We start from the raw sequence: 13,798 nt of genomic DNA, 5'->3' as shown, positions 1-13,798 counted from the left end.
AAGATGTCGATGGCAGATCGTGACGGATTCATCTGGTATGACGGCAAACTGGTTGACTGGCGCGACGCCACCACCCATGTGCTGACCCACACCCTCCACTACGGCATGGGCGTGTTCGAAGGCGTGCGTGCCTATGAAACCCCCAAAGGCCCGGCAATTTTCCGTCTGCAGGATCACACCGATCGTCTGTTCCGCTCCGCCAAAATCCTGGGCATGGACCTGCCCTTCAGCAAGGACGACATCAACCAGGCCCACCTGGACGTGGTGAAAGCCAACAAGCTGCAATCCTGCTACTTCCGCCCCATGGCCTTCTATGGTTCGGGCAAGCTGGGCGTGGCCCCGAAAAAAGACGACGTGCGCATCATCGTGGCCGCCTGGCCGTGGGGTGCCTATCTGGGGGAAGAAGGTCTGGAAAAGGGCATTCGCGTCAAGACTTCGTCCTTTACCCGCCACCACGTCAACATCACCATGTGCAAGGCCAAGGCCAACGGCAACTACATGAACTCCATCCTCGCCAATAACGAGGCCACGGCAGACGGCTACGACGAAGCCCTGCTGCTGGATGTGGACGGTTTCGTGGCCGAAGGCTCGGGTGAAAACATCTTCATCGTGCGCAAGGGCAAGCTGTACACCCCGGACCTCACCTCCGCGCTGGAAGGCATCACCCGCGACACCGTGGTGCAGATCGCGCAGGAACAGGGCCTGGAAATCATTGAAAAACGCATTACCCGCGACGAAGTGTATAGCGCCGACGAAGCCTTCTTCACCGGCACCGCCGCCGAAGTCACCCCGATTCGCGAACTGGATCGCCGCGCCATCGGCGAAGGCAGCCGTGGCCCGATCACCGCAGCCATCCAGCAGAAATACTTCAATATCGTGAAGGGCCTCGATGCCGAACACGAACACTGGCTGACCTACGTCAAGTAAACTCATCCAAGCAGCAAGGGCCGGCAGCGCCGGCCTTACAAGGAAAGACCATGGCTGAACTGAAAGAAAACACCCGGCGCGTCATCGAAGTGACCGCCAAAGACCTGCCCCTGCACTGCCCGATGCCGGACATGGTGGCCTGGAATTCGCATCCGCGCGTCTTCCTGCCCGTACACAAGACCGGCGAAGCACTCTGCCCCTATTGCGGCACCCAGTACAAGCTGACCGGCCCGGTTGGTCATCATCACTGAGCCCCGGCAGCAGTCAGCAAGCGAAAGGTGCGGGCCCCCGCACCTTTTTCGCTTGATCGGCCACCAAATCAGGGCCACCCTGCCCCATCCTGCAGGATGGCGCTGATTTGGAAGCGGAAAACTTCATGAAGAAAAAGATACTGGTCATTGGCCCCTCCTGGGTGGGCGACAGCGTCATGGCCCAGCCGCTGTATCAGCGCCTGCACCAACGCCATCCCGGCCTGGAGCTGCACGTATTTGCCCCAGCCTGGACCTTGCCCTTGCTGGAACGCATGCCCGAGGTCGCCAAGGCCCACCTCAACCCCTTTGGCCACGGCGCCTTGCGCCTGCGCGAGCGCTGGCAGACTGCCCGCAAGCTCAAGGCTGAAGGCTTTGACCAGGCCATTGTCCTGCCCAACTCGATCAAATCAGCGCTGATTCCGCTGTTTGCCGGCATTCCACTGCGCACCGGCTTCATCGGTGAATCGCGCTACTGGATTCTCAACGACAGTCGCGAGCTGGACGAGCAGGAATTGCCGATGATGGTTGAGCGCTTCTGCGCCCTGGCCGAAGACCGCAACAAACCGCTGCCACGCCCCATCGCCCACCCGGCACTGGTGACCAATGCCCAAAGCCGGCAACAGACCGCCAGCCGCCTGCAACTGGACACCAGCCGCCCGGTAGTCGCCTTCTGCCCTGGCGCGGAATACGGCCCGGCCAAACGCTGGCCGGCACGCCACTTTGCCGAACTGGCCAAACGCTTTGATGCCGCCGGCTTCGCCGTCTGGCTGTTCGGCTCCAGCAAGGATCAGGAAATCGGCGCCCAGATTGCCCAGCTGGCAGATGGCAAAGCCATCAATCTGTGCGGCAGCACCGGACTGGAAGAAGCCATCGACCTGATGGGCCTGGCCCGGCTGGCGGTGTGCAACGACTCCGGTCTGATGCACGTCGCCGCCGCACTAGGCAAGCCGCTGGTTGCGCTGTATGGCTCATCCAGCCCGGACTTCACCCCACCACTGTCCGAGCAGGCCGCCGTAGTCAGCCTTAACCTGGACTGCAGCCCCTGCTTCGAACGCAACTGTCCTTACCAGCACACCAACTGCCTGGAACAGCTGCAACCAGACCTCGCCTGGCAGGCCGCGCAGCGCTTTCTGCCCGAGCTGCACACCGCCCCCATTCAACTGACCCGCAGCACATAGGCTGGACCATGAGCGTACAAGACAAAAACAATCAGCCCGAAGAAAACAGCCGCCGCATGGAACTGGTGCGCGCTGCAGCCAAACTGTTTCGCGACCAGGGTTACGAACGCACCACGGTACGTGACCTGGGCAATGCCGTCGGCCTGCAATCCGGCAGCCTGTTCTATCATTTTCGTACCAAGGAAGAAATTCTGGTCGCCGTGATGGCACTGGGCATCAGCGCCACCACCGAGCAACTGGGCGCAGCCATCGCCAGGGCGCGCAACCCGCGCGACAAGCTGTCCGCACTGTTTCATGTCCACCTCAGCTCACTGCTGGGCGACAACCAGGCGGCACTGGAAGTCATGCTGTACGAATGGCGCAGCGTCTCCGCCGCCGCCAAACCGGGCCTGATCGTGCTGCGCGACCGCTACGAAGCACTGTGGCAGGAAGTGCTGGACGAAGCCGCCGCTGCCGGACTGGTCAAGCAGGATACCCGCCTGCTACGCCGCACCTTGCTGGGCAGCCTGCACTGGTCAGTGCAATGGTACAAATCCGAGGGCGAGCTGAGCGTCGATGAGCTGGCCGAGCGCATGCTGGCGCTGGTTTTGTTGAAGTAAACCCACACAGCACCAGGCTGACGCTCATTTTTTCAGCAAAACCAATGCAAAGTGTTCTAAAATCACAGGGTTAGCACCAAACCACAGGAGTTGCGATCATGGACAGCATCCATCGTCTGCAAAGCAGTAGCGCCAGCACCACCGCCAGCTTGCTACAGCAGGGCCGCAACTCCCGCGCCGCCAGCACCAGCCAGAGCAGCACGGAAACCGCCAGTACCACACAATCCACCCGTACTCAGGGCAATACCGAGCAGCTGCAGGCACAAGCAGTCAGCCAACAAGCACCGAGCAGCAGCAACAGCCGCTCGCAACAAAGCCAGAACCGCCTGCAGATCGAACAGGAACTGAGCCGGCAACTGGCCGCCAGCCAAAGCAGCAGCACCAGCTCGACCGCCACGGTCAATGCCAGCCAGGCCAGCAGCGACACCCGCAGCAATAATGACAGCACCAGCGCCGCCCTGAACCGTAGCGAGCGCACACCGGCAGCCGCCAGCAGCCGCTCCAGCGGCACAGCCAGACCAGACAGCACACAGACCACTGCCAGCAGCACGGTGACCACGCCAGAGAATAAGGCACAGGCAACGCTGGAAAGCCAGAAGAGCAGCGGCCAGATTGCCGTGGCGCAGTACCAGAACAATCAGTCGCTACTGGAAACATCCACCCAGGCCAGCAGCCGGCGCATCAGCGAAAGCGCCTGAGTCTGCCATCAACAACGAGCACAGCGGCTCTGCCCCGCGGTGCTCGTTTGCTTTTGTCGCCCCATTATTGCCCGACATGCCCAGCCGCCAACGCCTTGGCTTTCAGCTGGCCGGCACGATCTCCCTGCTCACCGGCGCGGGCATACCAGCGCATGGCTTCGCGCCAGTTTTCCTTCACGCCTAGCCCATGCTCATACTGGCTGGCCAGCAGATACTGCGCGCCCACATCGCCCTGCTCGGCCGCCGCCAGATACCAGCGCGCCGCAGTGGCATAATCCTGCCGGGCACCACGCCCCAGGTAATACTGGGTCGCCACACTCACCTGCGCATCACGATGCCCCTGCCTGGCAGCGGCTTCAAACAGACGGGTGGCCCGCTGCATGTCACGCGGCAAGCCATCGCCACTTTCATAGACCTGTGCCAGTACGTACTGTGCCGATGACAATTGTGCGGCCACCGCTTGCTGCAGCCATTTCAGGGCCAGTTCCCGATTGCGCGGCACGCCCTCGCCACGCCAGTACAGCATGGCCAGATCATATTGCGCCACCCTATCCCCACGCTCGGCCCCGGCTTTGAACGTGCGGAAGGCAGCGGCATAATCTCCAGCCTGATAACTGGCCCACCCTGGCAACGACGGCTTTTCCGCAGCCACGGCCGACATGGCTAGCCCGAACAGAAGCAGCAGGACAACTCCATTTTTGCAATGCATGTGGCACCTCCTGCAAATTGGTCGCCACGGCTGCCGATTTCTTACAGACGTAAAAAAAGCGGCTTGCGCCGCTTCTGACTGCTACCGACTCAGGCCCTGACGTCGACGCTTTGTCCCAAATGTGCCGGATTGGACGCCGCCTGGCTGATCTGGGTGCCGGTATCGCTTGCACCCTGCACCAGAGACAACACCGACTGGCCACTGGCCTGCAGGGATTTTTTCAGGGCGAAAACTTCGGTCGCCGATGAAACATTCTGTCCGCTTACTTGACTTATTCCGTCCATGCCCTCACCTCCCAAGTCAACAAATGCTACCAGATCAGTTTAGACGGCCTGCGCCATCCTGTCATGGCAAAGCTGCTAAAATGACAACCCAACGACCTAAAACAGGAATACCACGATGAGCGACACCCGTCACAGCCCCCTCCTGATCCTTGGTTCCGGCCCTGCCGGCTATACCGCAGCCGTGTATGCCGCCCGCGCCAATCTGAAGCCTGTGCTGATCACCGGCCTTGCTCAAGGTGGCCAACTGATGACCACGACCGAAGTGGACAACTGGCCTGCCGATGCCAGCGGCGTGATGGGTCCTGAGCTGATGCAGCGCTTCCAGCAGCATGCCGAGCGCTTCGGTACGGAAATGATCTTCGATCACATCCACACCACTCATCTGCATGAAAAACCGATCCGCCTGGTTGGCGATGCCGGCGAATACACCTGCGATGCGCTCATCATCGCCACCGGCGCTTCCGCCAAATACCTGGGCCTGCCTTCCGAAGAAGCCTTTGCCGGCAAGGGCGTATCGGCCTGCGCCACCTGCGATGGTTTCTTCTACCGCAACCAGGATGTTGCCGTGGTGGGCGGCGGCAACACCGCCGTGGAAGAAGCACTGTATCTGGCCAATATCGCCAAGCATGTCACCCTGATTCACCGTCGCGACAGCTTCCGCGCCGAGAAGATCATGATCGACAAGCTGATGTCGCGCGTAGCTGAAGGCAAGATCACCCTCAAGCTGAACGCCAGCCTGGATGAAGTACTGGGCGACGACAGCGGCGTGACCGGTGCCCGTCTCAAATTTACCGACGGCAGCACGGAAGACATCAAGCTGATGGGCGTGTTCATCGCCATCGGCCACCAGCCGAATACCGATATCTTCAAGGGCCAGCTGGAAATGGATGCCACCGGCTACCTGATTACCCGTGGCGGCCGCGAAGGCAATGCCACCCTGACCAGCGTGGACGGTGTTTTCGCCGCCGGCGACGTACAGGACCACATCTACCGCCAGGCCGTCACCAGCGCGGCCTCCGGTTGCCAGGCCGCCCTGGATGCCGAGCGCTATCTAGATAGCCTGAAGTAATATCTTGAAGGCCTTCAAGGACACATTGAAGGAAATCCGCCGGCAGACGCGTCTACGTGACACGTCTGCCGCGCCCGCATCCCCTCCGCCCGCCCCACCCGAGCCCGACTTCAAACAGCTGTTCAGCGATGTCATCCCGCTGAAAAGCCCACCACGCCACATTCCCCAGCCCAGAAAACCCAGCCCGCACCCAAAGCACCGGCATGCCCAGCACGGACTCTCCCGCCAGAGCGAAATGGAAGTACTGCGCCACATGGTTGGCCTGTTCGAACCCGCCGAGCACCTGGGACAGTTCTGCCGCAGCGGCATGCCCAGCCAGACCCTGAAGCGCCTGCGCAATGGCCACTGGCCGGTAGCCTGCCAGCTGGACCTGCATGGCATGGACCGCTACCAGGCGCAGGATGCACTGGCGCTGTTTTTGCACCGCGCGCGGCGGCGTGGCCCCTGTCTGCGCATCATTCACGGCAAGGGCTTTGGCTCCAACGGCCAGCCGGTATTGAAAAAGCTGGTGCGCTCCTGGCTCAGCCATCACCCGGAGGTGCTGGCGTTTTGCCAGGCCAGCGAGGAAATGGGCGGCGACGGCGCGCTACTGGTGTTGATACGACGTGGTCAGCACGAAGAATACGGCTCAGAATCCGGATGACAATAGTAAGAAATTTCCGCTAAGCTCAAAGCAAGGCGGTTGCATTCCCATCAACCACCACCATCAGGAGTCTTGCATGTCAGGTACAGCCTGCCCCGACTTCACCCTGCCCGGCACAGCCGGCACCACGTTTTCCCTGTCTGCAGCCCCCAAGCCACTGGTGATTTACTTCTACCCCAAGGACAACACCCCCGGCTGCACCACTGAAACCATGGATTTTCGTGACCTGCACAGCCAGTTTGCCGCAGCAGGTGTCAGCATTGTCGGCATCTCCCGCGATAGTCTGAAATCGCACGAAAACTTCAAAACCAAGCTGGAATTGCCGTTTGAATTGCTGTCCGATGCGGAGGAAACGGTTTGCACCCTGCTTGATGTCATCAAAATGAAAAACATGTACGGCAAACAGGTAAGGGGAATCGAGCGCAGCACCTTCGTGATCGATGCCGCCGGCATGATTGTTCGTGAGTGGCGCAAGGTCAAAGTACCCGGCCACGCCGCTGAAGTTCTTGCCTTTGTAAACACTCTCTAAACGCAGTGCCCCGGTCTGCCGACCGGGCCCTGCATCACCAAGGGGTCCATCATGGTAAGCCGTAAGAAAAGCAAAACCACCAAGCTGTTCGTTCTGGACACCAATGTATTGCTGCACGACCCTACCAGCTTGTACCGCTTTGAAGAGCACGATGTTTTCATCCCCATCATCACCCTGGAAGAGCTGGACGCGCACAAGAGCGGCATGTCCGAAGTGGCACGCAATGCCCGCCAGACCAGCCGTTTCCTCGACGACATCGTCAGCGGCTGCGAAACCAAGATCGAAGCCGGCATCACCCTGAAAAATGCCAGCCGCGAAGCGGCTACCGGCAAACTCATCCTGCAGACCCAGGCCATTCACAGCGTACTGCCTGCATCACTACCGGTCGGCAAGGCCGACAACCAGATTCTTGGCATCGTGATGGCGCTGAAAGAGCTGCATCCGGAGCGCTCGGTCATCCTGGTGTCCAAAGACATCAATATGCGCATCAAGGCCCGCGCACTGGGGCTGGATGCCGAAGATTATTTCAACGACAAGGTGCTGCAGGATTCCGACCTGCTCTATACCGGCACCCGCGAAGTCGACCAGACCTTCTGGGAACGCAACGGCAAGGACATGAAGTCCTGGCAGGAACAGGGCCGCAGCTATTACCAGCTCAAAGGCCCGGACGTTCCCAACCTGCACATCAACCAGATGCTGTGGCAGGATGGCCCGCAGCCGCTGCAAGCGCGTGTCAGCAAGGTCGAGGGCAAAGTCGCCGTCCTGCAGACGCTGAAAGACTACAGCCACCACAAAAACAATGTCTGGGGCATTACCGCGCGCAACCGCGAACAGAACTTTGCCCTCAATTTGCTGATGGACCCCGAAGTGGACTTCATCACCCTGCTCGGTCAGGCTGGCACCGGCAAGACGCTGCTCACCCTGGCCGCCGGGCTGGCGATGACACTGGAGCAGAAGCTGTATTCGGAAATCATCATGACCCGGGTCACCGTGCCGGTAGGCGAAGACATCGGCTTCCTGCCCGGTACCGAAGAAGAGAAAATGGCCCCGTGGATGGGTGCGCTGGAGGACAACCTCGACGTGCTCAACAAGAGCGATGACGATGGCGGCGACTGGGGCCGTGCCGCCACCCGCGACCTGGTACGCTCACGCATCAAGGTCAAGTCGCTCAACTTCATGCGTGGCCGTACCTTCCTCAACAAATACCTGATCATCGACGAGGCGCAAAACCTGACGCCCAAGCAGATGAAGACACTGATCACTCGTGCAGGTCCGGGAACCAAGGTAGTCTGTCTGGGTAATATTTCGCAAATCGACACCCCCTACCTGACAGAAGGCAGTTCCGGTCTGACCTATGTGGTCGACCGCTTCAAGGGCTGGGAACATTCCGGCCATATCACCCTGCAACGCGGGGAACGTTCACGTCTGGCAGATCATGCTGGTGAGGTACTTTGACTAAATGCATCCACGCCTCGAATTGATCCATGAGGCAGCTCAAGGGACGGAGCGCGACGCTCCGCCCCTTTTGTTTGTCCACGGCGCGTTTTGCGCCGCCTGGTGCTGGCAGCGCACTTTCCTGCCCTGGTTTGCGCAGCAGGGTTTCGACTGCTGGGCCATCAGCCTGGAAGGCCACGGCGACAGCGATGGCCAGCAATACCTGTCCGCCATCAGCATTGATGACTACGTGCGCAATCTGGACGCCGCGGTGAAACGCATCAAGCGCACGCCCATCATGATCGGCCACTCGATGGGTGGTTTCGTGCTGCAACAATACCTGACCAGCCGTACCTTGCCAGCCGCCGCCTTCCTCGCCTCGGTTCCGCCCACCGGGCTGGCCTCCTCCAGCCTGCGCCTGCTGACCCAGGCACCGGGGCTGCTGCTGAACCTGAACCTGTATCAGCAAGGCAGTTACAACCCGGCGGAAAGCGAGCTGCGCGACCTGCTGTTGTCACACGATGCGCCAGAGGCCACGACAGCGCTGCTGACGCAGTGCTGCCAACAGGAAAGCCAGCGCGCAGTCATGGACATGACGCTGGTCAATCCGCTGGCCATCCGCCCGATACAACCTCTGCCCGCACTGGTACTGGGCGCGGCAGAAGACATGCTGATCTCGCCGGAAGATGTAGTGGCCACCGCCGAGCGTCTGGATGTCAATGCGGAAATCCTTCCACACATGGGCCATATGATGATGCTGGACACCCGCTGGGAGCGTACCGCCGAACGGCTGCTGCAATGGCTGGACACCCTGCATCTGCCACAGAAAACCGAACAAAGCTGCCACGCACCGGCCTGACCGCCGCCCGCATGAAAAAAGCCGCGAGACCCCTCGCGGCTTTTTTCTGCCTACCCGTGCACTCAGTCGCGCCGATGCGGCTGCCACAGCACATCAGGCCGGCCTAGGGCCTTGTTCAGGTGACGGGCCAGTACAAACAGCGCATCGGACAGGCGATTGAGATACTGACGGGCAGCCGTCGACACCTCGCTGTCATGCGCCGCAGTCACCACGGCACGCTCGGCACGGCGGCATACTGATCGGGCCTGATGCGCCAGACCCGCCTGGCGCGAACCACCCGGCAGGATGAACTCCTTCAGCATGGGCAGGTCGGCATTCATGACCTCCACCCACTCCTCCAGCATCACCACATGCTCAGGCTTGAGCGCGGCATAACCCGGCACGGCCAGCTCGGAGCCCAGATCGAACAGATCATGCTGCACGGCCAGCAGGCGCTGCGCGACCTCTTCCGGCAAGTCTTCCGCCAGCAGCACGCCAATCACCGAGTTCAGCTCATCCACATCACCCAGCGCCCGCACCCGCGGGCTATCCTTGCCCACGCGGCTGCCATCTCCCAGCCCGGTACTGCCATCATCCCCGGTACGGGTGACAATGCGTGACAGTCTATGCCCCATCAGTCCTGCTCCCCTCGCGGGGCATCATGCGGCCCCTGCTGCTCGCGCCCCAGCGCCAGAATGGCCTGGCGCAGGCTTTCTTTCAGTGTTTCACCAAACAACATGTCGTAGTCTTCTTTCAATTGCTGCATCACACCGGACAACATGTTCTTGGCCTGCAGCTCCAGCGCATCCTGTAGCCACAAGGACAGCTCCACCTTCATCCGTGGCAGCAGCTTTTCGTACATCGCCTCCACCAGCGCACGCTCATCCACCACCGCCACGGTGGCATCAGGCTTGCGCAGCGGATTCATCAGCGCGGTAGCCGCTGTGGCCGTGGTCACGGCGGCGACATTGAGCACTTCCACCGCCTTGCCAGCATCCTCAATGGGCTGAGCTACCGTTTGCGGCATGGCCGCAGCAAAACTGGCACCCGCCAGCTCTTCCAGCAACGGCGGCTCGACTACCTGCGCCACGGCAGGCAGCAATGCCGGCTCTGGCGCTTGCTCGGGCAGGGCCGGCACCTCGTCTGGCAAGTCGGGAATGACCGGCATGTCGACTTGCGCAGTTGGCTGACGTTCGCTGGCAAAGGGTGACTCGGCAAACAGGCCCTGCACAGTAGATACGGCAGGCTTGGCTGCCGGTACCTCCGGCTCGCCATCCCCCTCGGTTTCACTCTCCTTGTCCACCTCGCCTACACTTGGCCAGTCCTCTTCCTGCTCCAACACTGGCAAAGCAACTGCGCTATCCGGTGCTGCGTGCTCCGGCGGCTCGTCCTGCCATTCAGCTTGCAGCAGCGAAGCCGCCGCCATCACCGCAGCCTCATCTGGCAATTCCACTTCGGTTTCATTCAGGCGGTCGACATCACCCAGGCTGGGCCAGCCCTCTTCCTGCTCCAGCACTGGCAAAGCGACTGCATTATCCGGCGTTGCATGCTCCGGCGGCTCGTCCTGCCATTCGGCTTGCAGCAGCGGTGCGGCGGCCTGGACAGCCGCCTCTTCCGGCAATTCGAGTTCGGTTTCGTTCAGACGGTCGACATCACCCAGACTGGGCCAGTCTTCTTCCTGGTTGTCTGCAGCCACGATTCCCGGCAGGCCGGCCATGGCGGCTTGCAACTCGGCCTCGCCCAGCGAAGCGAAGGTGTGCTGCGCAGCGGCCGGTGCCGCATGAAAGCGCTGCAGGCTTTCTTCCTGCGCCAGCGTCAGCTCGGCCGCGTGCAATACCTCGTCCAGAGAACTGGGCGTCGCCGCCACCAGCGCTTGTGCGCGGGCCAGCAATTCAGCAGCAGACGGCCTGGCTTCCTCCACCTTGCCCACGCCACCACCCAGCACGCCATCAGGCAGGCTATCCAGTGAAATGGACAAACCACTTGGCAAAGCCGGTGGGGATTCGACCGATGGTGCAGATGGCACCGCATCATCAACAGTAACTGGCGGCTCGACCGGTATTTGCCACACCTGCGCCAGGCGCTCGGCCAGTTGCTGCGGGGCAGCCAAGTCGGACAGGGGGGACTCGCCGGATGCAGCGACAGGCCATGACGGTTCGGGCTGACTATCCGGCACCGACGCTGCCGGCGCATGACTGTCCAGCATGAATTCGAAGCCATCCACCGCCATCACCGGTGCCTCCGGCTGCAAGACTAGCGACACACCCGCCGCTTGCGCGGCCGGCGGCTGCTCGTCCGGCAAGACCTGTTGCAGCGACAGCTCATCTGCCAGCGGCTCATCCAGATCGAGCGACGGCAAGGCCGTCAGGTCGAGCGCGGCAGCAGCCGGTGCGACCGCCGGGCTGGCGACGTCGAGATCCTCCAGCGTCAATTCCGGAATTTCCAGCTCCGCCATACCGTGACCTGGCGGTACCAGGCTTTGCTGCATCACGTCCAGTTCGCTGGAAAAGTCAAAATCCGGCACATCCAGCACTTCCTCAGCCAGCACCGGCACGGCGGACTCATCCACCACTTCATCCAGTACCGGCAGGTCCAGCTCGTCCCAGGAGGGCAGATCAGGCATTGGCGACTCGTTCATGGTCACTTGTGGCTCATGTCGTGATGTTGGATTTCATAGCCCAGAGTTCGATAGGCCTTGAAGCGGTAGCGCGCTGTGGCCAGAGCGGCCTCATCGGTTCCCACTATCTCCAGAATACGGGAAAAATGCTGCGGTGCGGGCGGTAATTCCGCCCCCAGATTAAGCAGTACCGGATGCTGCAGTGTAGGCGGCAGTTCGGCCGTCAGCCAGATCGGTGTTTGTGCCGCCTCGGCCGCATCCAGCCGGCAATGGGCAATGAACTGGGTATCGCCCAGACACCACAGCCGGTTGCTGAAGGTGTCCAGCGCCCGCTCATCTTCCAGCCACACCAGCAGGCGCTCTTGCTTGCGGAATACCGTTGCGGCCAGCTTGCAGGCGAACTCCTGCGGCTGGGCCACATTGGTATAAAAATCAATCCGCGTCATCTTCAACGATTTCTGGCGATTCACGGCGCGGACGGCCACGGCGCACTACATTGCCCAGGGCGATGTCGGCTCTATCCTGCAGGAACTGCACCAACAGCGGCACCGGACGACCGGTGGCACCCTTGTCCTTGCCGCTCTTCCAGGCGGTGCCGGCGATGTCCAGATGTGCCCAGTCGTAGGCCTTGGCAAAGCGCGACAGGAAGCAGGCGGCAGTAATGCTGCCACCTGGACGGCCGCCGATATTGGCCATGTCGGCAAACGGGCTCTTGAGCAATTCCTGATACTCATCCCACAGCGGCATGTGCCAGGCGCGGTCGGCCACTTCTTCGCCGGCGGCCAGCAGTTCACGCGCCAGGCTGTCCTGGTTGCTGTACAGGCCGGTGGCCACGTGACCCAGGGCAATCACGCAGGCACCGGTCAGGGTAGCCACGTCGATCACGGTATCCGGATTGAAACGCTCGGCGAAGGTCAGGGCATCGCACAGGATCAGCCGGCCTTCCGCGTCGGTATTCAGCACTTCGATGGTCTGACCAGACAGGCTGGTGATGATGTCGCCAGGCTTGACGGCATTACCGGCCGGCATGTTTTCGCAGGCTGGCACGATGGCTACCAGATTGATCGGCAGCTTCATTTCCACTGCAGCGCGGAAGGCACCCAGTACCGAAGCTGCGCCGCACATATCGTACTTCATCTCGTCCATGCCTTCGCCCGGCTTGAGCGAAATGCCGCCGGAATCAAAGGTGATACCCTTGCCGATCAGCGTCAGCGGACGGTCATTCTTGTCCTTGGCACCCTGGTATTGCAGCACGATCAGCTTGGGCTCCTGCACGCTGCCACGCGCCACGGACAGGAAAGACGCCAGGCCAAGCTCTTCCAGCTGTGTCTGGCCATAGATTTCCACACCGCAGCCAAAGTCAGCCGCAATGCGCTCGGCCTCGTCGGCCAGATAAGTGGGCGTGCAGACATTGGGCGGCAGATTGCCCAGATCCTTGGCCAGCTTCATGCCGTTGCCAATGGCCAGGCCACGCTGCAGGCCCTTCTCGCCATCGGCCAGATCGCTGCGACGCGGCACTGCCAGCGTCAGTTTGCGCGGCTCGCGCACGCTTTCGTCCTGCTTGCTCTTGAAGCGGTCGAAGCGGTAGAGCACATCCAGCGTGACCACGGTGGCCTGCTCGATCATCCACTCGACATCGTGTTTCTTGACGGTGAGTTCGGTCAGATAGCTGACGGCCTCGGTGGCCGAGGTCTGGGTCAGGCTGCGGATGGAGCTGCGTACCGCTTCGCGGTATTCCTTGGCACGGAAATCGCGTTCCTTGCCCAGACCCACCAGCATGACACGGTCGCACAGGGTGTGCGGCACCGAATGCAGCAGCAGCGTGCTGCCCAGCTTGCCTTCCATATCGCCGCGGCGGATGACATCGCTGATGAAGCCATTGGAGATGCGATCCAGCAAATCGGCTGCGAAGGTCAGCTTGCGCGATTCATAGACACCTACTATCACGCAGGCAACGCGCTGTTTTTCCGGGCTGCCGCTTTTTATGTTAAATTCCATCTTGTACTCCCGTGTAATGCGAGT

At 61.3% G+C, this 13,798-nt stretch carries 16 protein-coding genes; 10 read left to right on the top strand and 6 right to left on the bottom strand.

Annotation, left to right across the window (positions count from 1 at the left end; all coding sequences use genetic code 11):
* The first annotated feature begins 3 nt into the window (after nt 1–3).
* From FAZ30_RS14125 to FAZ30_RS14105, 5 genes are all read left to right on the top strand, one after another.
* Entirely contained in the window at nt 4–927 is a 924-nt protein-coding gene (locus FAZ30_RS14125) for a branched-chain amino acid transaminase (RefSeq protein ID WP_124643508.1), read from the top strand.
* Nucleotides 928–977: 50 nt separating this feature from the next.
* The gene (locus tag FAZ30_RS14120; protein ID WP_124643474.1) at nt 978–1,178 is read left to right on the top strand and encodes a zinc-finger domain-containing protein; all 201 of its coding nucleotides are present in this window, start codon (nt 978–980) and stop codon (nt 1,176–1,178) included.
* Nucleotides 1,179–1,303: 125 nt separating this feature from the next.
* Nucleotides 1,304–2,356 carry a lipopolysaccharide heptosyltransferase II gene (gene waaF / locus FAZ30_RS14115; RefSeq protein WP_137009652.1) on the top strand — a complete coding sequence of 351 codons (1,053 nt, stop codon included), beginning with the start codon at nt 1,304–1,306 and terminating at the stop codon, nt 2,354–2,356.
* An 8-nt stretch (nt 2,357–2,364) separates the two neighbouring features.
* Nucleotides 2,365–2,955 (top strand): TetR/AcrR family transcriptional regulator, encoded by a 591-nt coding sequence (locus FAZ30_RS14110; RefSeq protein WP_103525569.1) that lies wholly within the window; start codon nt 2,365–2,367, stop codon nt 2,953–2,955.
* 98 nt (nt 2,956–3,053) lie between these two features.
* Nucleotides 3,054–3,653, top strand: a complete 600-nt coding sequence (locus tag FAZ30_RS14105) for a hypothetical protein (RefSeq protein ID WP_137009651.1) — start codon at nt 3,054–3,056, stop codon at nt 3,651–3,653.
* A gap of 64 nt (nt 3,654–3,717) precedes the next feature.
* On the opposite strand, the gene FAZ30_RS14100 is transcribed toward FAZ30_RS14105, so the two are convergent.
* The gene (locus FAZ30_RS14100) at nt 3,718–4,362 is read right to left on the bottom strand and encodes a tetratricopeptide repeat protein (RefSeq protein WP_124643471.1); all 645 of its coding nucleotides are present in this window, start codon (nt 4,360–4,362) and stop codon (nt 3,718–3,720) included.
* Nucleotides 4,363–4,451: 89 nt separating this feature from the next.
* Nucleotides 4,452–4,646 carry a hypothetical protein gene (locus tag FAZ30_RS14095; RefSeq protein WP_124643470.1) on the bottom strand — a complete coding sequence of 65 codons (195 nt, stop codon included), beginning with the start codon at nt 4,644–4,646 and terminating at the stop codon, nt 4,452–4,454.
* Nucleotides 4,647–4,761: 115 nt separating this feature from the next.
* Between FAZ30_RS14095 and trxB the strand changes: the two genes are divergently transcribed.
* From trxB to FAZ30_RS14070, 5 genes are all read left to right on the top strand, one after another.
* Nucleotides 4,762–5,715, top strand: a complete 954-nt coding sequence (gene trxB, locus FAZ30_RS14090) for a thioredoxin-disulfide reductase (protein ID WP_124643469.1) — start codon at nt 4,762–4,764, stop codon at nt 5,713–5,715.
* A 235-nt stretch (nt 5,716–5,950) separates the two neighbouring features.
* The gene (locus FAZ30_RS20790) at nt 5,951–6,358 is read left to right on the top strand and encodes a Smr/MutS family protein (protein WP_233578417.1); all 408 of its coding nucleotides are present in this window, start codon (nt 5,951–5,953) and stop codon (nt 6,356–6,358) included.
* Nucleotides 6,359–6,434: 76 nt separating this feature from the next.
* Nucleotides 6,435–6,887, top strand: a complete 453-nt coding sequence (locus tag FAZ30_RS14080; RefSeq protein WP_137010238.1) for a peroxiredoxin — start codon at nt 6,435–6,437, stop codon at nt 6,885–6,887.
* Nucleotides 6,888–6,938: 51 nt separating this feature from the next.
* Nucleotides 6,939–8,342, top strand: a complete 1,404-nt coding sequence (locus FAZ30_RS14075; RefSeq protein WP_124643466.1) for a PhoH family protein — start codon at nt 6,939–6,941, stop codon at nt 8,340–8,342.
* Nucleotides 8,343–8,346: 4 nt separating this feature from the next.
* Complete coding sequence (locus tag FAZ30_RS14070) at nt 8,347–9,180, top strand: alpha/beta hydrolase (protein WP_137009649.1); 834 nt, start codon at nt 8,347–8,349, stop codon at nt 9,178–9,180.
* Between the two features lie 62 nt (nt 9,181–9,242).
* On the opposite strand, the gene FAZ30_RS14065 is transcribed toward FAZ30_RS14070, so the two are convergent.
* Genes FAZ30_RS14065 through FAZ30_RS14050 form a run of 4 tightly spaced genes read right to left on the bottom strand, consistent with a single transcriptional unit; the run spans nt 9,243 to nt 13,774 of the window.
* Nucleotides 9,243–9,794: a cob(I)yrinic acid a,c-diamide adenosyltransferase gene (locus FAZ30_RS14065; protein ID WP_137009648.1), complete on the bottom strand. Its 552-nt coding sequence runs from the start codon at nt 9,792–9,794 to the stop codon at nt 9,243–9,245.
* Complete coding sequence (locus tag FAZ30_RS14060) at nt 9,794–11,782, bottom strand: hypothetical protein (protein WP_137009647.1); 1,989 nt, start codon at nt 11,780–11,782, stop codon at nt 9,794–9,796. Before FAZ30_RS14060 ends, FAZ30_RS14065 begins: the two co-directional genes overlap by 1 nt.
* 17 nt (nt 11,783–11,799) lie before the next feature.
* Nucleotides 11,800–12,222: a DNA polymerase III subunit chi gene (locus FAZ30_RS14055; RefSeq protein ID WP_124643462.1), complete on the bottom strand. Its 423-nt coding sequence runs from the start codon at nt 12,220–12,222 to the stop codon at nt 11,800–11,802.
* On the bottom strand, nt 12,209–13,774 hold the full coding sequence (locus tag FAZ30_RS14050) for a leucyl aminopeptidase (RefSeq protein WP_124643461.1): 1,566 nt from the start codon (nt 13,772–13,774) through the stop codon (nt 12,209–12,211). The genes FAZ30_RS14055 and FAZ30_RS14050 overlap by 14 nt, the downstream gene beginning before the upstream one ends.
* Nucleotides 13,775–13,798: the final 24 nt, after the last annotated feature.

Source organism: Aquitalea aquatilis (assembly GCF_005155025.1).
GTDB lineage: Bacteria > Pseudomonadota > Gammaproteobacteria > Burkholderiales > Chromobacteriaceae > Aquitalea > Aquitalea aquatilis.
The sequence above is the reverse complement of the archived record's forward strand: the minus strand, read 5'-3'. Positions and strand labels throughout refer to the sequence as shown.